Origin of the sequence: Pelagimonas phthalicica (assembly GCF_004364805.1) — a bacterium.
Classification (GTDB): Bacteria; Pseudomonadota; Alphaproteobacteria; order Rhodobacterales; family Rhodobacteraceae; genus Pelagimonas; species Pelagimonas phthalicica.
The window spans coordinates 1,304,633-1,323,812 of sequence record NZ_SOAP01000002.1 but is presented as its reverse complement, the minus strand read 5'-3'; the positions used below and the strand labels follow the sequence as shown (position 1 = coordinate 1,323,812).

20 protein-coding genes are annotated in these 19,180 nt (G+C 58.3%); 11 read left to right on the top strand and 9 right to left on the bottom strand.

Annotation, left to right across the window (positions count from 1 at the left end; genetic code table 11):
* Window positions 1-23: 23 nt before the first annotated feature.
* Window positions 24-1,004: a D-2-hydroxyacid dehydrogenase family protein gene (locus tag CLV87_RS16595; RefSeq protein ID WP_099247150.1), complete on the top strand. Its 981-nt coding sequence runs from the start codon at window positions 24-26 to the stop codon at window positions 1,002-1,004.
* Here CLV87_RS16595 and CLV87_RS16590 read toward each other — a convergent pair.
* The 3 genes from CLV87_RS16590 to tcuA are packed head-to-tail and all read right to left on the bottom strand — an operon-like array spanning window position 973 to window position 4,522.
* The gene (locus CLV87_RS16590; RefSeq protein WP_099247148.1) at window positions 973-2,022 is read right to left on the bottom strand and encodes an AbrB family transcriptional regulator; all 1,050 of its coding nucleotides are present in this window, start codon (window positions 2,020-2,022) and stop codon (window positions 973-975) included. The genes CLV87_RS16595 and CLV87_RS16590 overlap by 32 nt on opposite strands.
* Window positions 2,023-2,076: 54 nt before the next feature.
* A complete protein-coding gene (gene tcuB / locus CLV87_RS16585; protein ID WP_099247146.1) occupies window positions 2,077-3,147 on the bottom strand; it encodes a tricarballylate utilization 4Fe-4S protein TcuB in 1,071 nt (356 codons plus the stop codon).
* Complete coding sequence (tcuA, locus tag CLV87_RS16580) at window positions 3,137-4,522, bottom strand: FAD-dependent tricarballylate dehydrogenase TcuA (protein ID WP_099247144.1); 1,386 nt, start codon at window positions 4,520-4,522, stop codon at window positions 3,137-3,139. The genes tcuB and tcuA overlap by 11 nt, the downstream gene beginning before the upstream one ends.
* A 103-nt stretch (window positions 4,523-4,625) precedes the next feature.
* Here tcuA and CLV87_RS16575 point away from each other — a divergent pair, with 103 nt between their 5' ends.
* Together CLV87_RS16575 and CLV87_RS16570 are read left to right on the top strand one after the other, a co-directional pair.
* Window positions 4,626-5,555, top strand: a complete 930-nt coding sequence (locus CLV87_RS16575) for a LysR family transcriptional regulator (protein ID WP_099247142.1) — start codon at window positions 4,626-4,628, stop codon at window positions 5,553-5,555.
* Window positions 5,556-5,630: 75 nt separating this feature from the next.
* Complete coding sequence (locus CLV87_RS16570; RefSeq protein ID WP_235871961.1) at window positions 5,631-6,344, top strand: vWA domain-containing protein; 714 nt, start codon at window positions 5,631-5,633, stop codon at window positions 6,342-6,344.
* Window positions 6,345-6,346: 2 nt separating this feature from the next.
* Here CLV87_RS16570 and CLV87_RS16565 read toward each other — a convergent pair whose 3' ends face one another.
* Window positions 6,347-7,162, bottom strand: coding sequence for an ABC transporter permease (locus CLV87_RS16565; RefSeq protein WP_306438018.1), 816 nt, complete (start codon window positions 7,160-7,162; stop codon window positions 6,347-6,349).
* Between the two features lie 63 nt (window positions 7,163-7,225).
* Here CLV87_RS16565 and CLV87_RS16560 point away from each other — a divergent pair, with 63 nt between their 5' ends.
* Both CLV87_RS16560 and CLV87_RS16555 read left to right on the top strand, forming a co-directional pair.
* Window positions 7,226-9,307 carry a 4Fe-4S binding protein gene (locus CLV87_RS16560; protein ID WP_099247138.1) on the top strand — a complete coding sequence of 694 codons (2,082 nt, stop codon included), beginning with the start codon at window positions 7,226-7,228 and terminating at the stop codon, window positions 9,305-9,307.
* Window positions 9,304-10,188 (top strand): FAD:protein FMN transferase, encoded by an 885-nt coding sequence (locus CLV87_RS16555; RefSeq protein WP_099247136.1) that lies wholly within the window; start codon window positions 9,304-9,306, stop codon window positions 10,186-10,188. The genes CLV87_RS16560 and CLV87_RS16555 overlap by 4 nt, the downstream gene beginning before the upstream one ends.
* A 3-nt stretch (window positions 10,189-10,191) precedes the next feature.
* Here CLV87_RS16555 and CLV87_RS16550 read toward each other — a convergent pair whose 3' ends face one another.
* Both CLV87_RS16550 and pedF read right to left on the bottom strand, forming a co-directional pair.
* On the bottom strand, window positions 10,192-11,091 hold the full coding sequence (locus CLV87_RS16550; RefSeq protein WP_208293348.1) for a substrate-binding periplasmic protein: 900 nt from the start codon (window positions 11,089-11,091) through the stop codon (window positions 10,192-10,194).
* 80 nt (window positions 11,092-11,171) lie between these two features.
* The gene (gene pedF, locus CLV87_RS16545; protein WP_099247132.1) at window positions 11,172-11,870 is read right to left on the bottom strand and encodes a cytochrome c-550 PedF; all 699 of its coding nucleotides are present in this window, start codon (window positions 11,868-11,870) and stop codon (window positions 11,172-11,174) included.
* Between the two features lie 172 nt (window positions 11,871-12,042).
* On the opposite strand from pedF, the gene CLV87_RS16540 reads away from it, so the two are divergent.
* From CLV87_RS16540 to CLV87_RS16520, 5 genes are all read left to right on the top strand, one after another.
* Window positions 12,043-13,221 carry an ABC transporter substrate-binding protein gene (locus CLV87_RS16540; RefSeq protein WP_235871960.1) on the top strand — a complete coding sequence of 393 codons (1,179 nt, stop codon included), beginning with the start codon at window positions 12,043-12,045 and terminating at the stop codon, window positions 13,219-13,221.
* On the top strand, window positions 13,218-14,186 hold the full coding sequence (locus tag CLV87_RS16535) for a YVTN family beta-propeller repeat protein (RefSeq protein ID WP_099247130.1): 969 nt from the start codon (window positions 13,218-13,220) through the stop codon (window positions 14,184-14,186). Before CLV87_RS16540 ends, CLV87_RS16535 begins: the two co-directional genes overlap by 4 nt.
* 120 nt (window positions 14,187-14,306) lie before the next feature.
* Window positions 14,307-14,771, top strand: a complete 465-nt coding sequence (locus CLV87_RS16530) for a hypothetical protein (protein WP_099247892.1) — start codon at window positions 14,307-14,309, stop codon at window positions 14,769-14,771.
* Window positions 14,768-15,484 carry an ABC transporter ATP-binding protein gene (locus CLV87_RS16525; RefSeq protein WP_099247128.1) on the top strand — a complete coding sequence of 239 codons (717 nt, stop codon included), beginning with the start codon at window positions 14,768-14,770 and terminating at the stop codon, window positions 15,482-15,484. Before CLV87_RS16530 ends, CLV87_RS16525 begins: the two co-directional genes overlap by 4 nt.
* Window positions 15,481-16,263: an ABC transporter permease gene (locus CLV87_RS16520; RefSeq protein ID WP_099247126.1), complete on the top strand. Its 783-nt coding sequence runs from the start codon at window positions 15,481-15,483 to the stop codon at window positions 16,261-16,263. The genes CLV87_RS16525 and CLV87_RS16520 overlap by 4 nt, the downstream gene beginning before the upstream one ends.
* On the opposite strand, the gene CLV87_RS16515 is transcribed toward CLV87_RS16520, so the two are convergent.
* Window positions 16,211-16,873, bottom strand: a complete 663-nt coding sequence (locus CLV87_RS16515) for an ATP-binding cassette domain-containing protein (RefSeq protein ID WP_235871959.1) — start codon at window positions 16,871-16,873, stop codon at window positions 16,211-16,213. The genes CLV87_RS16520 and CLV87_RS16515 overlap by 53 nt on opposite strands.
* Window positions 16,854-17,819 carry an ABC transporter substrate-binding protein gene (locus CLV87_RS16510; RefSeq protein ID WP_099247888.1) on the bottom strand — a complete coding sequence of 322 codons (966 nt, stop codon included), beginning with the start codon at window positions 17,817-17,819 and terminating at the stop codon, window positions 16,854-16,856. The genes CLV87_RS16515 and CLV87_RS16510 overlap by 20 nt, the downstream gene beginning before the upstream one ends.
* 175 nt (window positions 17,820-17,994) lie before the next feature.
* Between CLV87_RS16510 and CLV87_RS16505 the strand changes: the two genes are divergently transcribed.
* Window positions 17,995-18,399, top strand: a complete 405-nt coding sequence (locus CLV87_RS16505; RefSeq protein ID WP_099247124.1) for a c-type cytochrome — start codon at window positions 17,995-17,997, stop codon at window positions 18,397-18,399.
* 45 nt (window positions 18,400-18,444) lie between these two features.
* Here CLV87_RS16505 and CLV87_RS16500 read toward each other — a convergent pair whose 3' ends face one another.
* The gene (locus tag CLV87_RS16500; protein ID WP_133840815.1) at window positions 18,445-18,978 is read right to left on the bottom strand and encodes a hypothetical protein; all 534 of its coding nucleotides are present in this window, start codon (window positions 18,976-18,978) and stop codon (window positions 18,445-18,447) included.
* Between the last annotated feature and the right edge of the window lie 202 nt (window positions 18,979-19,180).

Genomic DNA, 19,180 nt, shown 5'->3' with positions numbered 1-19,180 from the left:
AGCAGTCAACAAAGAGGTTCGCTATGAAAGTTCACATTCTTGACGATTGGTTTGATACCTTGCGTGGCCTGCCATGTTTCAGCCTGTTGGACGGTCAGGATGTGACGGTTTGGACAGATCACGTGCAGGATGTGTCTGTGTTGGCCGACCGACTTGCTGAGGCTGAGGCGGTTGTCTTGTTTCGGGAGCGCACCAAAGTGACGCGCGCGTTGATTGAGCGGCTGCCGAACCTGCGCTTGATCAGCCAGCGCTCTGTCTATCCGCATATCGATGTTGCGGCTTGCACAGATAACAACGTGCTTTTGTGTTCCAAAATGCCAAAAGGTGGCACAAATTACGCGGCGGCCGAGCTGACCTGGGCGCTGCTGATGGCGGCGATGCGCCAGATCCCCGCGCAGATGGCAGCGACCAAGGCCGGGAAATGGCAGATCGGCGTTGGCAAGACACTGCGCGGACGCGTGCTTGGGCTTTATGGGTATGGGCGCATTGCCAAGGCGGTGGCTGAATACGCGCGGGCCTTTGGGATGAAGGTGGTTTGGTGGTCCTCCGACGAGGGGCGCGCCCGCGCTTTGGCGGAGGGTGCTAACGTTGCAGAAAACCGCGAGGCGTTTTTTGCGCAAAGCGATGTCGTCTCGGTTCACCTGCGCCTGAAACCCGAAACCAAGGGTGTCATCACCGCCAAGGATTTTGCAGCCATGGGCGCGGGCGCGGTGTTTGTGAACACTTCGCGGGCCGGGTTGATAGCGCCTGGGGCGTTGTTGGATGGTTTGAATGCGGGGCGTCCGGCGACTGCGGCCATCGACGTGTTTGACACAGAGCCGATGCGCGATCCCAATGACCCGCTCTTGTCCCATCCCAACCTGATTTGCACCCCTCATATCGGTTTCGTCACCGAGGATGAGTTTGAAGTGCAATTCCGCGACATCTTTGAACAGGTCGCGGCATACAGCGCCGGTGCGCCGATTCACATGATCAATCCCGAGGTCTGGACCCCGTCCGTGTGACCATCTTGGCGACAAGAGGCGCGCCGGTGATGACCAGAACAATCCGCACCAGATGGTGCGTGATAACAAAGCCGAGATCCGCGCCAGCGACAATGGCCAGGACCGTCATTTCCGCCTGACCACCCGGCGCAAAGGCGAGAAAGGCTTCGATTGCCGGAGCCAATCCAAGCCGGTTGGCCAGTTGCGCAAAAAAGGCCGCCAGCGCCGCGAGGATCAGAACGAAGGCCACACCGGCTGAGATCGTTTTGCGCAACTCGGCCATGGTGACGCCAACATAATGCACGCCAACACCCATACCGATAAAGAACTGCGCCGCCAGAATGGCCTCGGCCGGGGGGCGACTGTGCAGGACATCCCCAAGTGACAAGGCGCCGGCAGTGATCATCGGACCAAGGATCGACGCGCCAAAAAGGCCGAGCCTTTCGCCGCCTTTCCAGCCGATCAAGGCTGCGACAGCCATCAGGATCAACTCAAAAGCCGGGACTTGGCTGATGGGCGCACCGATAGGGTTGGTCAGGCCCGCGCCATAGAGATGGGTCAACAGGATGGGCGCGACGGTCACGATGATCAACACCCGCGTGGCATGGATCAAAGACAGCGCGCGGGGATCGCCGCCTGCCTCCTGTCCAAAGATGATCATGTCCTGCAACCCGCCCGGCATGGCAGCGTAATAGGCGGTTGGCATGTCAAAGCCGCAAATCTTGCGGAAGAACGGCACGCCGACCAGGCCGATTGCGGCGATGTAAAGCGGGATCAAGGCAACCGACGCCGCCATTTGCGGAAGTTGCGCCAGAACCGCCGGGGTGATCGAGGTCCCGACGGCCACGCCTAGGATCGTGCGCGCGCCCACGGAAACTTGCCCAAACCCCTTGAGCTGGACACCCAGAAGCGCGGCCAATAGGCAGCCCGCCATGGGCCCGAACAGAAAGGGCAGTGGCAGGCCGGAGAGGTAAAAAACCGCCAACCCGGCAAGGGCAAACCCCAAGGTCAGGCCGCGCCCGCGCCATTCAGCGGACATGGGGCACCCCGGTTTGACTGGTGTTTTCTGTGTTCACGGGCGCTGGACCTTTCCTCATGGTGCGGCGCGCTTCTTTTGTTCTTCGCGGATCAGGGCCGCCAGCCGATAGAACCCATGGGCCATTTTGCTGAACGGAGTCAGCAGAAAGAAGCTTAAAACCGAGCCAAGATGCAGGGCCAAAATCAGCGGCATGACAGAGGTCGCCCCCAAGGCATAAAGCGCCAAACCGCTGGCGGCGACAAAGCCCAACAAGGCGATAAAGGCCATGTCTCCCCCCCAGGCTTTTTCATCGCCAAGCGCCCGGTCTGATTTGCGTTTCAGCAGGATCATGGCAATGGTGCCAAGGGTCAAAAGGACACCGCCGGGCAGGCCCAGCAGCTTGGGCAGGGACCAAAGCGGGTAGGGGGCGGGGAGACCAAAGACGTAATGCATGATCGTCCCAACGGCAGTTGAGGCAAAACACAACAGGAACCCGTACATGATGGCTTGGTGGATATGCCGGCGGGCCTGGGAAAACCGGTCTTCATCCTCAAAATTGCAGCCTTCGCCATGGCCTGCTGCGAGGTCCTTCATCTTGGCGGCTGAGGCAAAGGCCCCGATCACATGAGAGAGACGCAAGCCTTCGCCGCCAACATCGGCCCAATAGCGTCGCAGGCTAATCGCGAGGCTGATAAGCGGGAACAGGAAGGCAGGCAGAAAAATAGCGACCATGGCAGAATGGGACAGGGCGGCATAAAATCCATTGCCCGCGCCCGTGCCCAAAACCCGTATGAGCAGGAACAAGACAGCGAAGCCAAGAACGCCAAGCAGAGCAATTCGAACCCCATGAGTGTGAAACGCCCGTGCAGCGGGTTGCGGCCAGGCATAGCTTTCCCAACTATCGCGGCGCAGTTCGGCCAAAGCTTGGGGCAGGTTCAGGTCGAATTCATGCGGGGCGGTGTATTGGCAGGCGTAATAACAGCCGCGGCAGTTATGGCAAAGATTGGCCAGCTGAGTCAGGTCGCCATCGCCAAAGGCGCGTTCCCGATGCAGGGCCGGAAAGACCGAACAATAGCCTTCGCAATAGCGGCAGGCATTGCAGATTTGTGCCTGTCGGCGGGCCTCTTGCAGCAAATCAGTTTGCATAATCAGCGGCCTCCCGACCTGCGATGCGTCCAAAAACGGTGCCGATGGTCATGCCAAACCCGGCCAGGTAACCTTGCCCCAGGATCGATCCCGCCATGGTTTCGCCAGCGGCCCAAAGATTGCGGATCGGCCCTTTGTCGGTGCCACACTGGGCGTTTTCATCGACCTTGAGCCCGAGATAGGTGAAGGTCACGCCAGTGCGCAGAGAATAGCCGTAAAAGGGCGGTTCGGTGATCGGGCGGGCCCAATTGGTCTTGGGCGGTTTGATGCCTGATGTTGAAACACCGTCCAGTTCGGTGGGGTGAAACCCCGATGTGTCCCCGCAGGCCGCGTTAAAGTTAGCCACGGTTTCAGCCAGCTTGTCGCCGGGCAGATCCATCATCTGTGCCAGGTCCTCAAGCGTATCAGCCTTGAGCGGCGGAAAGACCGATGGCATGAACAGGTTCAGCGATTTGCTGTCGATGATGACATAACCAACCTGATCAGGCTGCGCCGCCACCAAGCGGCCCCAAATCGCATAGCGTTTCGGCCAAACATCCTCGCCCTCGTCATAAAAACGCTCGGCGTTTTTGTTCACCACAATGGAAAAGGGCACGCAATCCAGCCGGGTCACGATGCCGCCATCAAATTTGGGCGCGCGCCCGTCAATGGCAACGGCATGGCATTGCGTCGGGTCTCCGATTGATTGCACGCCTTGATCCAACAGATCGGCCAGCACGACGCCCCGGTTATAAGGCGTGCCGCGGATCAGAAAGTTTTTCGCCGGGTCTCCCCAGGCGCGGGTCAGCCAATCAGTATCGGCCTGAAACCCGCCCGAGGCCACGATAACCGCAGTCGGCGTGATGCGTTGCGTCTTGCCTTGGTGGGTGAAATCGACCCACTCGATCCTGTCTCCGTTCAACTCCAGATGGGTCACCGCGGCCTCGTATTTGACCTCGACCCCAAGTGTGTCAGCCGTCCGGTAATAGGCATTCACAAGTGATTTGCCGCCTCCCATGAAAAAGGCATTGGTGCGGCCCAAAGACAGCGTTCCCGACAATGAGGGTTGAAACCGCACGCCGTGTTCTTGCATCCAGGGCAGGCATTGCTCGGACTGACGGATGGCAAGCCGGGCCAGGTGTTCGTCGGTTTTGCCATCGGTGACTTTCATCAGATCGGCAAAATAATCCTCTTCGCCGTAATCCTCGACCAACGGGCCCAAAGGCCCGCTATGCATACAGCGAAAATTGCGTGTGTGGCGCGAGTTGCCGCCGCGATAAGGTTTGGGTGCGGTTTCCAGAATGAGGACACGCGCCCCAGCCTCTGCCGCCGTCATGGCCGCGCACAGCGCCGCGTTTCCGCCACCGATTACGGCGATGTCATATTGCTCAGTCATGATGCTCTGTCATGGGCCTTGGATCGTTTGAATTCTTCTGCGGGCCAATCTGCCAAGACCCGTTTGATTTGACTAATGATGCTTTTGGTGAGATTAATGCGTCATGCGCATTAGTTTTGATTTCAGTGATCTCGAAGCCTTTTTGGCGGTCAAGGAAACCGGGTCTTTTCACCTTGCGGCGGATCGGTTGAACCTGTCGCAATCTGCCATCACACGCCGGGTTCAAAAGCTTGAAACATCACTGGATTCTATCCTGTTTGAGCGCACGACCCGCGATGTGAAACCAACGCTAGCGGCCAAACGGCTTCAAGCGCGGGCCGAGGCGATTTTGAGCGATGCGCGTGAAACGGCCATTGCCATGCGCGATGAAAGCGTCGCCTTTGCCCATCAGCGCAACGCTTTGGTGACGGTCGCGGTGATCCCGACCGTGGTGGCGCAGTTGATCCCCGAAGCGGTGCGCAGCTTTCGTGCCAACGGATATGCGGCGCGGTTTCGTTTCCTCGACTACACCGCCAACAAGGTCGCAGAGGCGGTGGCAAAGGGGGATGCGGATTTTGGCATTTGTTCCATTCCGGAGTTGGAGCCGAACACGCGATTTGATCCTTTGTTCGATGACCAAATTGTGCTGGCTTACCCTCAAGGGCATCCCATAGCCGCAAAGCCTGATCTGACCTGGTCGGATCTTGATCAGGTCGATCTTATCGTGCCTGCCCGCGGCACTGGAAACCGATTGTTGATTGACGAAGCCATGGCGCGCGCCAGATTGCCGTTGAACTGGAGCGTCGAATTTCGCCGCTCAACCACGGCGCTGGAGCTTGTTGCAGAGAATGTTGGTTTGGCGTTGTTGCCACGGTCTGCGGTGCGGTCCTTGCGCGATCCGCGCGTTGGTTTTGCGGCGGTCAGTGACCCGGCGGTCCTGCGCCCGATTGGGTTTCTTACCCGTCACGGGCACAAAGCAACCGAGTCCGAAGCCGCCTTTATCGACATCATTCGGCGCATCACCACGCGATGGAGCGATCCTGACCTCCAATAGCCCTTAAGGCTTTGGTCGCATTTTCGCGCTTTATGCCTTAGCATGAGCGTTAGGAAACGTTGCGAACATGCTGCCATGACCTCTGTGCTCTCTCTTTGCCGCCTGGGATGGGCGTCTTTTGCCTCGACACTCTCGCTGAGTGCCGCCGTCCATGCGGCTTGCACGGATGATGCGATGATCGTCTTTGATGGCTCCGGGTCCATGGCGGAAATGGGGTTCAACATGATCGATGAACCCCGCATTTTCGAGGCGCAGCGCGCCCTGCGAGATGTCATGCCGAAAATTGCCCCCAATCGCCGCATTGGTTTGATTGTCTATGGGCCGAAACTGGCCAGCGCGCCTCAGGCCTGCGCGGGGGTGGATTTGCGCTTTGGCCCGCGCCCTGATGCTGCACAATCGGTTGTCGACGCGATCAACGCGCTTGAGCCCGAGGGCAACACTGCCCTGACAGAAGCGGTGAGCATGGCCGCTGATGTCCTGGATTACCGCGTCAAACCCGGAACCATCGTTTTGATCACAGATGGCAAGGAAACCTGCGGCGGTGCGCCCTGCGCATTGGCGAACCACCTTTATGCCGAAGGGATTGAAACGACCGTCCATGTCATCGGGTACAAAGTGCGCGGTGAGCATTTCCACTGGCCGGGAGAGAGCGACGGTGATTATGCCCGAACAGACAGCACCGCCAAATGCCTGGCCACGCAAACTGGTGGCGAATATGTGAATGCTGAAACCGTAGATCAGTTAATTGAGGCGATGAACCGTATGCTGGGATGCAACTTACTGTTTTAAAGTCAGGATGCCCCGGCACTTTGCCGCCGCCAAGCTGTGGCGCGCCGTTCCATCGCCCCGATCAGCGCAAATTCGACGAGCAGCATAAAGGCGACAAAACTCAGCGCATAGGCCAGCACATATCCGGTTTCAAACAGTTGAAAATACAGATGGATCTGAAAGCCGATACCGTTGCTGCGCCCGAGGAATTCAACCACCAACACGATTTTCCAAATGATCGCCACGCCGTTGCGCATCGCACCTGCCAGATAGGGCCAGAGTTGGGGCAGGACAACATGGCGTAACACGGCGCTGCGCTGCATGCCAAAGACGCGGGACATATCGCGCAGCTTGGGGTCGAGCGCCTGCACCCCCTCGCGCACGGAAACCGCCACCATCGCGGTTTTGTTCAGGGCAACGGCGGTGATCGCGGCCGTTTCATTCAACCCGATCCAGAGATAGCACAGCACGATCACCACCAGGGCCGGGATGTTCAAGAGCACCACAAGCCAGGAGGAAAACCACCTGTTGAGGCGGGGCGACAGGCCCATGATCCCACCAATTGCACAGCCCAACCCCATGGCCAGCGCAAAGGCAAAGACCACCCGGCGCAGAGTGGCCAGAAAGTGATGCGGCAGCTCTCCTGACAGGGTTTCAGCCTTGGCGATGCGCCAAACCTCGCCCGGCGCAGGCAGAACCGAAGGATCATCGCCCATCCAAGCTGCTGCCGCCCACAAAACAATCAGGGCAATCAAAGAGATCACCACAGGTTTTGTATCTGTCACGGTCTTGGTCATGGCAGGCACATTGCCATGACGGGGCACGCTTGCCAAAAGCAATCGCGCCACCCTAGACCTTGGTCGAATAGGGCGCGCTGCCATGACCGGCATAGGCTTTGCGCCATGTTGACGCTCTTTCGTTTGCTTACCGTGCTGATCACGCTGATGGCCGTGCCTGCGCTGGCCGACCCGTTGCCACGCGACAAGATCGCGCCCTATATCGTGCCCCCGATGAGCCTTGGCGAGCAGTTGAATGACAAGGGAGTCTGGCAATTGCTCAACTCTGGCGGGGCCGAAGCGGGCTATGTCTTTGAGACCGAGCCGATGGCCCCGCTGCCGGGGTTTTCGGGTGCCTCCATCAATATGCTTGTGGTTCTGGATCTGGATGGGCGGTTCCTGGATGTTCAACTGATCTCTCATAATGAGCCGATCTTTGTCTCGGGCCTGCCGGAAAAGCTGTTTTACGATTTTTTCAAGCAATATCGGGGCCATTCCATATCTGACAGCCTCGTTGTCGGCACGCCCTATGGCGCGGGCAGCGAAGGGTCTGCGCTGGTTTATCTGGATGGTGTCACCAAAGGCACGGCCTCGGTCCGGATCGCGCATGAAAGCATTCTGGCAGCGGCCTTGCAGGTGGCACGCGAAAAGATGAGCGGCATCGCCACCGGCCCGCCGGCCTTTCCCAAGATGGATTATCGCGAAGATCTGACATGGGATGATCTGGTGGCGCAGGGTATCGTCACGCGCAAAACCGTCTCGAATGCCGAAGTTGATGCGCTTTTTGCCGATACGCTCTGGGCTGATGATGATCCCGAGGCCAGGGACGACCCGGAGGCACCTTATCTAGACCTGTGGGTCGTGGATATCGGCGCGCCCTCGGTCGCGCAGGCGGTTTTGGGCAAAAGCAGCCTTGAAGAATTGCAGAATTTCATGCAGATATCGGACACGGATGAACCTGTCCTTGTGATCGAAACGGCGCGGCATGGGTTGATCACCGAAGAGTTCGTGCGCAACACCGCCCCGGACCTGATCAGCGCGCGCCAAGGTGGGTTTCCCATCGCCTTTCGCGACAGCGACATCTATATCGAGCTGCACCCCGATCTACCCGACGCATTGCAGGATGGAGCGGCGCTGATCCTACGCACGGATCGCCGTCTTGGCTTTGATCCGACAACGGAATGGGTGCTGGAAATCAGCGCCTTGCGCGAACACGGGTTCTTTCAGCCTGAGGTGGGGACGGTCGTCATTGATGTGCCGCATGTGACGCCGGATCGGTTTTACGCCCGTCCTGAAATCGCCAAACCCGCGCCGCCTTGGCTGGATGCATTGCGGGCGCGGCTGACGGATCTTATCATTTTGGCGGTGTTCTTGACCGGGCTTTTGGCGGCGCTGAGCTTTGGCATGAACCGGCTGGCGGGGCTGTCCGCGTTCACGCCTGTGCGCCTTGTCACATTGGGGTTTGTGACCGGTTTCATCGGCTGGTGGGGGCAGGGGCAGTTGTCGATTGCGACACCGATTGCGGTGGCGCGCACAGCACTTGATGGCGGCAGCTTTGAATTCCTGCTGTATGATCCATTCTCACTTTTGATCTGGGCGGTCACGATCCTTGGTTTTGTCATCTGGGGGCGCGCGCTGTTTTGCGGCTGGTTGTGCCCCTTTGGTGCGTTGCAGGAATTTGCCCACCATCTGGGCCGCCTGTTGCGCCTGCCGCAGATCGAGCCGAACCGGGTTTGGGATACCCGTTTGAAGGGGCTGAAATACGTGGTTCTGGCAGGGTTTGTCGGGCTTCTTTTCACCAATCCCGCCGCGATTGATACGGCGATTGAGGTTGAACCCTTCAAGACGGCAATCACCACCTTCTTTGTGCGCGAATGGTATTTCGTGGCCTACGCGGTTGGCCTTTTGATCCTGTCCATGGTCCTGTTCAAGGGGTTTTGCCGCTACCTGTGTCCGTTGGGCGCTGTCATGGCGATTGGAGGTTTTCTACGTGGACGCAAGTGGATTGAACGCCGCCTTGAATGCGGCAGCCCCTGTCAATTGTGCAAAGTCAAATGCAACTACAAAGCCATCGCACCAAGTGGAAAGGTCCAATATTCCGAATGCTTTGGCTGTCTCGATTGCGTGACCATCCATGATGATGCCGCGCAATGTGTTCCTTTGATCCTCGCCGCCAAAGGGCGCAAGTTGGAGGTGCCCGCCGAATGACACTGACCCGTCGCCGTCTGCTCTGTATTGCCGCCAGTCTTGCGGCAAGCCCTGTTGTGGGACAAACCTCCCGTCACAGCTGGCAGGGCAGGGCCTTTGGGGCTGAGGTTTCGATCACCTTGCATGGCCCGCCTGTGCAAACCCAAACAGCCTTGGATGCGGCCAAGCGGTTGATTTCCGAAACCGAGGCGCGGTTTTCGCTGTTTGATCCCGGTTCGGAACTGTCGCGCTTGAACACCGCGGGAGCGCTGCGACCCTCCTCGGACATGTACGCGGTGTTGCAGATTGCCGAGACAGCGCATCACTTGAGCGGAGGGTTGTTTGACCCGACGGTACAGCCGCTTTGGCAGGCATTGGCCCTAGGGCGGGATGTTGAAACCGCGCGCGCGGCGATTGGGTGGCATCGCGTTTCGCGACACAAAGCGCAGATTAGGCTGGAGAAAGGGCAGGCCCTGACCCTGAACGGCATTGCGCAAGGCTACGCCACGGATCGGATTGCAGCGCTGTTGACACGTCATGGCTTTGAAAACGCCTTGGTGAATATCGGAGAGCATCGCGGATTGGGCGGGCCTTGGCGTCTGGAAGTGTCAGACCCGACATATGGCCCCCTGGCCAGACGCACTTTGACCAACAGTGCCATTGCGACCTCAAGCCCTCTGGCGACACCACTGGGCGAGGCGGGGCACATCCTGCACCTCAATCGCAAGCCGCGTTGGTCGACAGTCTCGGTTGAGGCGGACAGCGCCGCTTTGGCGGATGCGCTGTCAACTGGTCTGGTTTTGGCCGATCTGGCCAAGATCCGGCAGGTCAGTCAGCACCAAAGTATCAGACGCATCACGCTGATCGACTTTGCTGGCAACCTTACGACCCTTCAGACGTAGGGCCTATCGTTCCGGTGCCTGATGGGTCAGGCCGTATTCCTTGTAGATGGCTGCGATGCGCCCGTCTTGCAGGGCGTAGTTGATGGCGTCATCCACTGCATAGGCCAATGGGCGATAACGGAAATTCACCGCCACGCCCAAGGTCCATTCACCCACGGCAAAGCCTGGCAAGGGCGGTTGATGCACGTCAGAACTGTCAGACAGCCCATGTTCCAGCGCCCCGAGCGGGCCCATAACCGCTTTGATCTCGCCCGCATTCAAGGCCTCCATCGCCGCTTCGGTCGAGGTAAAGCGACGGATATTGTTCAACAATTGCCCTCGCGCCAGGCCCGAGAGGTAAAAGTCAGCGATGGAATCGTTTTCGACCCCGACCGTGTCGAACCGGAAATAAGCCGGGACGGGTTTGTCTTCGGGATAGCTGGCCTTGTCATAGGCGATGGCGATGCTTTCCCCGGCATATTGACCGGTAAACACCACCTGTTCGACCCGGCATTTAAAGGCGCTGTCATAGGGAATGCGCATCATCACATTGGCAATACGGCCCCCGATCAAGGCACCTTTCCAGATGTTGAATCGCAGGTCCGCATCCAGGTTTTCGCCTGCGGCAACAAAGTTGAAGCGCGCATCGACCCCAAGATCTTCGGCGATAATCCGGGCGATTTCGATATCAACGCCGCGCGGTTGACCGGCCTCTTCCCAAGAATAGGGCGGATAATCTTCGTAAACCGCGAACAGCATGTGACCTTGCTCGATGATCTGGTCGAGCTCTTTGCCGACGATATCACGTCCGACATTCTGCGGCTTGGGCTGAGGGACGTAATCGGCGCAGGGATCGGTGGCATAGGCGGGCAAGGCCAGCCCAAGCGCCATGCATCCTGCGGCAAACACTGTGCGAAATCTCATCAACTCTCTCCCTCGTTTGAAAGCAGCAAGGCGTGCCGATGGGAATCGACACGCCTCTGAAGTGTTCAAAACCCCGCCAATTAGTGCGCGGCGGAAAGACCGATGGTCAAGACTTCCGAGGCAGACTTGAAGGCTTCGGCAGAGCCGTCAATGAGATTGGCAGCGCGATAGGCAACGCTGTCAGCCACCGGTGCGCCCGAAGCCGTCTCGATCTGGGCGGAGATCTCGGTCAGACGGGTTTTGAGCGCCTCGGTATCCGCGCCGCTGGCATCGGCGATATACCCTTCCATCTGGTCACGCATCGCCTTGAGCTCTTCTGCGAAATCATCCAGCGCACCCTCGTCTGGGCGGGCTTCGATATAGGTGCGGATGGCCCAGGCGGCTTCTTGGCCCAGCAACTCACCAAAGGCGGGCATTTTGGTGATCCCGTTTTGGGTGTAACCCTCGCGGAAGCGTTCTACATACCACTCGTCGCCATATTCCTCAGCTTCGAGAAAGCGCAGATCAGGGGCAAGACCACCCGAGACAACCTCAAGCCCGTGACACCGTGCGCAGTTCTGGTTGTAGCCCGATGCCCCGATTTCAATGGCGCGCTGCCATGTTTCTTCGCCAACCTTTTCGGCGCGATAGGGGTTTTCAGTCAACCAGTCGCCTTCGATTGCTGGCAGGCCAGTTGTGTCCACCGCTTGCGGGGCCACGTCGCCGTGGGCCAGCGCCTGTGAGGCGACCAAAGTCAATACGCCGGCAGTCAGGGCGCGGGTCAAATTAAGGTGTGGCATGGCAAGTCCTCCCATACATGCAAAGTGCAGTTGCCTTATCCCTAAGCAAGCAGGCCGCGCGGCGGTATTGGACTTTGGTTGGGGGCAAAGATGGGTCTAAAACCCGTGTTTGCGAGGCTTTTGCGACTATGGTCCTATGGGGCCACGCGGATTGGCTGGCTAACCTTCCCGCATGACCCGTTTACGACCAAAATTTCTGGCGATGCTCACCGCCTCAGCCCTTGCGCTATCCAGCGCTGCTTTGGCTGATACCGCGCTGACCATTGGCTATTTGCAGATCGAACAAGAGCGCCCGCCGACCTTGTCGAACCTAGATCCGTTACCCAAAGATAATGGACTGGCCGGGGCGCAGACCGCGCTGGATGACAACCTGACAACCGGCAAGTTTCTTGGCCAAAGCTATGAGATGATCACCGAGGTTGTTTCGCTGGGTGATGATCCGGCGGCAGCGGCGCGTGGCCTGCTGGAAAAGACGCCGTTTCTGGTTTTGGACGCGGATGCCGCAGCTTTGCTGGACGTCGCAGATATGCCCGAAGCGCAGGATGCGCTGATTTTCAACACTGCGGCGGGTGACTTGTCTTTGCGCAGCGAGTCCTGCCGCGTGAACTTGCTTCATACGGCGGCGTCAGATGCGATGCGCACCGATGCCTTGGTGCAAGTATTGGTTAAGAAACGCTGGTCCGACCTGGTGATGATCACCGGCACCCATGCTGTTGATCTGAGCTATGCCGAGGCGATGCGCCGCTCTTTGAACAAGTTCGGGCTCAAGCTCGGCGCAGAAAAGGAATGGGTGTTTGACGCCGATATGCGCCGCAACGCTGCGCAGGAAGTGCCGCTGTTTACGCAAGATTTTGGTGATTACGACGCACTGATCATTGCAGATGAGGTGCATGATTTTGGCCGCTATGTTCTTTACAATACTTGGGAGGCGCGCCCAGTCATCGGCTCCGAAGGGCTGAGCGCCGTCAATTGGTCGCCGGTGATCGAACAATGGGGCGCAGCGCAGCTGCATTCGCGATTCGAAGAGGCGCATGGCCGCTCAATGACAGCGCAGGATTACGCGGCTTGGGCTGCAGTGCGCACAATGGGTGAGGCGATGACCCGCACCAATGCCAGCGACCTGCCGACCTTGCGCGACTATATCCTGTCTGAGAAATTCGAGCTGGCCGGGTTCAAAGGCCGCCCTTTGACCTATCGCGATTGGAATGGCCAGTTGCGCCAACCCATCGCCATCGCCCATCCCCGCGCGCTGGTGGCACAAGCCCCGCTAGAGGGGTTCCTGCATCAATTCAACGAGTTGGACAGCCTGGGGCTGGACCGCCCCGAAAGCAAATGTGAGGCCTTTAAATGAGAATTCTGTCTACAGTGGCCGCGCTTTTGGCCAGCACAAGCCTGGCCAGCGCGGGCGAGATTTGGGTGACCAATGAAAAGGATGACACGGTGTCGGTGATTTCCACCGAGACGCTTGAGGTTATCAAGACGTATGAAACTGGCGAGCGCCCGCGTGGCATCCTGTTTTCCAAGGATTTCAGCCGTGTCTATATTTGCGCGTCAGACAGCAATGCGGTGCAGGTCATGGACCCGAACACCGGCAAGATCCTGAACGATCTGCCCTCGGGCGATGACCCGGAACAATTCGTGCTGCACCCCAATGACCGGCATCTTTACATCGCCAACGAGGATGACGCGATCACCACCGTTGTTGATACCGAAAGCCGCAAGGTGATTGCCCAGATCGATGTCGGGGTCGAACCCGAGGGCATGGCGGTGTCGCCCGATGGCAAAATCGCCATCACCACCTCTGAAACCACCAATATGGCCCATTGGATCGACACAGAGACGCAAAAGCTTTTCGCCAATACCCTGGTCGATAGCCGCCCCCGTCATGCGGAATTCGTCAAAGAGGGCACGGAGATGTGGGTGAGTTCCGAGATCGGGGGAACGATCACCGTGTTTGATGCGTCCAATCAGGCGGAAAAGGCTAAGATTTCCTTTGAGGTTCAGGGTGTTCATCCCGACCGGGTGCAGCCAGTAGGGTTTGAATTTGCCGCTGGCGATACCCATGCGTTTGTCGCGCTTGGGCCGTCAAACCACGTGGCTGTGGTCAATGCCGACACCTATGAGGTCGAAGATTACATCCTGGTTGGGCGGCGCGTCTGGCACATGGATTTCAACGAGGATCGCTCGCTGTTGTTCACCACCAATGGTGTGTCTGGCGACGTGACCGTGATCGATGTGGCAAGTCGCAAAGCGATCAAGACCATCAAGGTCGGGCGCTTTCCCTGGGGGGCGGCCTATCGGCCTTCGCCAACCTGATCCGCGACACAGAATTTCCGCGACAAGACCTGTCCGGTTTTTAGCTAAGAGCAATTCCAGAAAAACGGGAACCGGTTTTTCGTCCGGAATTGCGACCAATTTCTAATGGGAGGAAAAACCATGCCTATTCGCACAACTCTTGCACTGATCGCCGCACTGGCGCTTGCTGCGCCGACCGCGGGCTTTGCCGATGATGACGATGATGATGATGGCGGCTTTGGTGCCGCCGGTCTGCTGTCTGGCAAAAACAAGGAAGATCTGCCGCCGGTGATCCTGTCGGCGGGCGAACCGATCTCGCCCACCGGGCCATGGACATTGAAATCCGGCACCTATTATGAGTTTGAAATTCAGGGGGATGGCAGCCAGGAACTGACTTTGGTTGGCCCTGAATTCTTCCGCGCGATCTGGATCGATGAGATCGTGGTTGAGGGGCTAGAGATCCGCCCGCTGGGGCTTGATTCCATCGAGTTTGATGAGGCCGGAGAGATGGAAGTGGGTTTCGTCGCGATCAAACCCGGTCAATACTACATCAAGATTCCCGGCACCACGGGTGAAACCCAAAGGCTTGATATCACCATCGAATGAGCGGATTACTTGTCGAAGACCTGACCTATTCCTATGGTCCAAAAACGGCGCTGAAGGATGTGTCTTTCAGCGTTGCTGCAGGGCGGTTTTGTGTGCTGCTTGGGCCGAACGGGGCGGGAAAATCGACATTATTCAGCCTGTTGACCCGGCTCTTGGTATCATCCAAGGGCCGGATTTCCATTGCTGGGTATGACTTGCAGTGTCAGCCAAGGGCGGCTTTGGCGCGGCTGGGAATTGTGTTTCAACAAACCACTTTGGATCTTGACCTGACGGTGGCGCAAAATCTGCGCTATTTCGCGGCGCTGCATGGGCTGTCGGGCAAGGACGCGCGTATGCGCATTGATGCGGCGCTGGATCAGTTGAGCATGCGCGAACGCGACGGGGAAAAGACCCGGTCTCTAAATGGCGGGCATCGCCGCCGGGCGGAACTGGCGCGCGCGCTGATCCATGACCCAGAGGTTTTGCTGTTGGACGAGCCGACCGTCGGCCTGGATGCGGCAGCGCGCCGCTCGATCACCGAATATGCCCATCACCTTGCTGATGAGGGGAAAACCGTGCTGTGGGCCACTCATCTCACCGACGAGGTCTATGACAAGGATCGGCTGGTGATCTTGCACCAAGCACAGGTTCTGGCCGATGGCTTTGCCGCTGAGATCGCGGGTGACATGCCGCTGGCGGACCGCTTTCTGTCCCTGACGGGGGCCGAGGCATGAGGCTCTATTGGACATCGCTTTGGGCGATCATCACACGGGAAGCGCTGCGTTTTATCCATCAGCGCGAGCGTTTTGTCGCCGCTTTGGTACGTCCGCTGATCTGGCTACTGGTCTTTGCCGCCGGGTTTCGTGCCGCCTTGGGCCTTAGCATCAGCCCGCCCTACCAGACCTACATCACCTACGAGACTTACATCGTGCCGGGGCTGTGCGGAATGATTATGCTTTTCAATGGCATGCAGTCCTCACTTAGTCTGGTCTATGACCGGGAAATGGGGTCGATGAAGCTGCTGCTGACCGCCCCTTTGCCACGCGGATGGGTGTTGTTTTGCAAACTTCTGGGGTCAACCGCGATTTCGATTTTGCAGGTCTATGCCTTTCTTGGCATCGCCGCCCTGTTTGACATCACCCATCCGGCCATTGGCTATGTTACCGTGCTGCCCGCGCTGATCGTCTGTGGGCTTATGCTTGGGGCGTTGGGGCTTCTTTTGTCTAGCTTTGTCAAGCGGTTGGAGAATTTTTCGGGCGTGATGAACTTTGTCATCTTCCCGATGTTCTTTCTGTCATCCGCGCTTTATCCGCTGTGGAAAATGGCCGAAAGCTCGGAGTTGCTTCACGATATTTGCGCGCTCAACCCGTTTACCCATGCGGTCGAACTCATCCGGTTTGCGTTGCATGCACAGATGAATTGGTCCGCCTTGGGTTGGTCTGCGCTTGCGCTGGCGGTGTTCATGGGCGCGGCACTTCTGGGCTATGATCCAGCACGGGCGCGTCAGAGATAATACGAGCCGGTTTGCCACCTAAGGTAATGACGCGCGTCGCCAGTCGTTCGGCCTCCTCTGCGACATGGGTGACGAGCAAAGTCGTGACTTGATGGGCGTCGCGCAGTTTCTCAAACAGCGCCATCATTTCATCTGCTAATTCACGGTCGAGCGAGACAAAGGGTTCATCCATCAAAAGAAGGTCTGGTTTGGCTGCAAAGGCGCGGGCCAGGGCCAACCTGCGCTCTTGCCCAAGCGAGAGTTGGCCGGGATAATCACCACCTCGCCTCGCAAGCCCCACATCCGCCAGCCATTGATCTGCCTCGGCCGGTGTTACTCCGGCAGTCAGACAGATGTTCTGGGTCAGGTTGCGCCAGGGCAGCAATGTGGGCTCTTGAAAGACCATGGCAATTTTGCCTTGGACTTTACATTGGCCCTGAGTCGCTTCGTCGAGACCGGCAATAACGCGCAAGATCGTGGTTTTCCCAATGCCAGAGGGGCCGGTCAGGGCGACTGTTTCACCACGTGTCACGCGCAAGGCAACGCCCCCGAGGATTACCTCGGAGGCGCGCTGAAGGTGCTCGATCCGCAGATCAAGCAGGGGGAGCTGGTTAGCTGCCGGGCTGGACAAATGTACCCTCCGGCAGGTCCGTGGCGTCGCCCATCAGATCCGGGCCGCCGAGTTTCACCATCAGGTCAAGCATCTTGGCTGCTGCGGTTTCATCCACGGGGCCGGGGGCAGGGATGCCCGCACGAAAGCCCGCTTTCAGGGCCGCGAATTGCGCATCGGTTTTGGCATTCATCCGGGGGCGCAGGCGGTCCCATTCAGCGTCATCGCTTGCCAGAATATCCTTGGCCGCCCGCGAGGCCGCTGCCATGCCCTCAACCAATTCCGGGTTGTCGCGCAGCATCTCGCCTTTGACGACATAGCCCAAAAGCGGAGTGTTCGGATCCAGCCCCAAGGCGGTCGCGGCATCAGAGACATCCACCAGTTTGCGCATGCCCGAGGCTTCCATCTTGGCGAGGAAGTGCCAGAAGTTGATCGCCGCGCCGACTTCACCCGACAGAGCTGATTTGAAGATCAAGGGCGGGGCACCAAAGACTTGTTCCGTTTCGGATTTCAAGTCCAGCCCGGATGTTTGCGCTGCATAGGCCTGCAGGATCAGCCAGCTTTTGTCCAAAGGTCCGCCAGCAATGCCAACTTTCAACCCTTTGAGATCAGCAAGGCTTTGGGCGGGGCTGTCGGCGGGAACCATGACGCTGCCCACGGCCTTGGAATAGGGGATAAAGACATAGTCCTTGCCCGCAGCGCGTTGCCGCGCCACCCAAAGCCAATCGGAGACGATCACATCGGCCTCGCCACCCTGAAAGGCGACCTTGGCCGCGGATCCGCCAGCGACGCCCTGAACGTCCAGTGTAAAGCCGTTGGCGCTGTCCAGGCCGTGATGTTTGATCACGTCCAATTCCCAGTTCACGGTGCCGAATTTCAGCACGGCGGCGCGCAGGGTTGGGGCCTCGGCTAGGGCCGCTCCGGCGGTTGTTGCCAGTGCCAGGGCGGCACCGCAAAGTGTGTTCATGATATTCATGGTATCCTCCCTAACCATGGCTGATCTTCACCTTAGCAGCCGAAAAATGCGCCGATATACGACCATTGGACAGGGCGAGACGGGCATTCCGTTGATGTGGATCAAGATAGGCACCCGCACGCAATTGGTACTTTACCGCAGCGTAACGCAGTGAAGGAGAAAAACCATGCGTGCCCTGTCTACCCTAGCCGCCGCCTGCCTGTTGGCAGGCCCCGCCATGGCCGATACATTCGAAGAGGTAAAGGTCACCGCCGGCAAAACCCTGTTCGAAGGCGAATGCCGGCGGTGCCACGCGGTTGAGCCGACCGACCCCTCTTATGGGCCGCCTTTGGAAAACGTCCTGTATCGCGCGGCCGGCAGTGTCGAAGGTTACGACTATTCCATTGCGTTGGAAGCATCGGGCATTGTGTGGACCCCAGCGGCCTTGCGCGCCTGGATGGAAGACAATGACGGCTTTATGCCCGGCACCAAGATGCGCCATGTCGGGATCGAAGATCGCACCGTGCAGGATTTTATCCTGGCCTATCTGACATCGATTTCGACCAAGGATAACAAGGCGCTTGATCAATAAAGCGCGCCTAGACCGGTCCGATTTTCGGGCCGGTCGACGCGACGGTCAGCGAATGACGAGACGGGGCAGCCAATGGCTGTCCGGATCGCTTTCATGCAGGTCCTTGTCGCTCAGCGGTCGCAAGTCACCGGCGGCGGGGGGCACGCCCAACTGGTCGAGATCAACCTCGTGCAAGCTGCCAAGGATCTGATCCCCTTGCTGTTCAAGCTTGTAGTAAACCCCGTTCCACAGGTTGATCCCGTAATCATTCGCCCCTTTCCAAACGAATAAAAAGTCATATTCCAAGTCGATAAGATCCTCGGAAATATTGCGCTTGATCTCGTAAGGGTAGGGCAAGTGGCACCAATGCTTGTCCGGGCCGACGATGCATCGAAAGGGTCGCATCGACAGGAAATGATCGGAAAACGGTGCGTCCGCCATTACGATGTCATAGCTGCCGTCCGGTTCCAGATTAATCGTTGCGACCTTGGTCTCGTCCCCGGCGTTGGTCACCAAGACCACATCGCGTTGCTCGGCCAGAGCGGCAGAGGACAGGCAGGTGCAGATCAAAGCCGCGGTCAAAGATCGGTAATGATGCATGATGTCCCCCTGCATCACAGCCTAATTACCGCCCCTGTGAGTCGCTCTGAGACCATAGTCTTATATGGTGAAGTCAAGGAATTTAGGGTCGTACGACCATTGTGCAATACCTCTGTTTTGGGATTGAGCGAATAATATCCGCACCGTGTAGCTTTGCGCTGTTTGGACAGGCGCATTGGCCATTTCATCGGCAACGGGAGGA

Bases quoted from the DNA above. Each gene is read 5' to 3' on its own strand.
- CLV87_RS16595 (WP_099247150.1), top strand. From the start codon at position 24: ATGAAAGTTCACATTCTTGACGATTGGTTTGATACCTTGCGTGGCCTG.
- CLV87_RS16590 (WP_099247148.1), bottom strand. From the start codon at position 2,022: ATGTCCGCTGAATGGCGCGGGCGCGGCCTGACCTTGGGGTTTGCCCTT.
- tcuB (WP_099247146.1), bottom strand. From the start codon at position 3,147: ATGCAAACTGATTTGCTGCAAGAGGCCCGCCGACAGGCACAAATCTGC.
- tcuA (WP_099247144.1), bottom strand. From the start codon at position 4,522: ATGACTGAGCAATATGACATCGCCGTAATCGGTGGCGGAAACGCGGCG.
- CLV87_RS16575 (WP_099247142.1), top strand. From the start codon at position 4,626: ATGCGCATTAGTTTTGATTTCAGTGATCTCGAAGCCTTTTTGGCGGTC.
- CLV87_RS16570 (WP_235871961.1), top strand. From the start codon at position 5,631: ATGACCTCTGTGCTCTCTCTTTGCCGCCTGGGATGGGCGTCTTTTGCC.
- CLV87_RS16560 (WP_099247138.1), top strand. From the start codon at position 7,226: ATGTTGACGCTCTTTCGTTTGCTTACCGTGCTGATCACGCTGATGGCC.
- CLV87_RS16555 (WP_099247136.1), top strand. From the start codon at position 9,304: ATGACACTGACCCGTCGCCGTCTGCTCTGTATTGCCGCCAGTCTTGCG.
- CLV87_RS16550 (WP_208293348.1), bottom strand. From the start codon at position 11,091: ATGAGATTTCGCACAGTGTTTGCCGCAGGATGCATGGCGCTTGGGCTG.
- pedF (WP_099247132.1), bottom strand. From the start codon at position 11,870: ATGCCACACCTTAATTTGACCCGCGCCCTGACTGCCGGCGTATTGACT.
- CLV87_RS16540 (WP_235871960.1), top strand. From the start codon at position 12,043: ATGACCCGTTTACGACCAAAATTTCTGGCGATGCTCACCGCCTCAGCC.
- CLV87_RS16535 (WP_099247130.1), top strand. From the start codon at position 13,218: ATGAGAATTCTGTCTACAGTGGCCGCGCTTTTGGCCAGCACAAGCCTG.
- CLV87_RS16530 (WP_099247892.1), top strand. From the start codon at position 14,307: ATGCCTATTCGCACAACTCTTGCACTGATCGCCGCACTGGCGCTTGCT.
- CLV87_RS16525 (WP_099247128.1), top strand. From the start codon at position 14,768: ATGAGCGGATTACTTGTCGAAGACCTGACCTATTCCTATGGTCCAAAA.
- CLV87_RS16520 (WP_099247126.1), top strand. From the start codon at position 15,481: ATGAGGCTCTATTGGACATCGCTTTGGGCGATCATCACACGGGAAGCG.
- CLV87_RS16510 (WP_099247888.1), bottom strand. From the start codon at position 17,819: ATGAACACACTTTGCGGTGCCGCCCTGGCACTGGCAACAACCGCCGGA.
- CLV87_RS16505 (WP_099247124.1), top strand. From the start codon at position 17,995: ATGCGTGCCCTGTCTACCCTAGCCGCCGCCTGCCTGTTGGCAGGCCCC.
- CLV87_RS16500 (WP_133840815.1), bottom strand. From the start codon at position 18,978: ATGCATCATTACCGATCTTTGACCGCGGCTTTGATCTGCACCTGCCTG.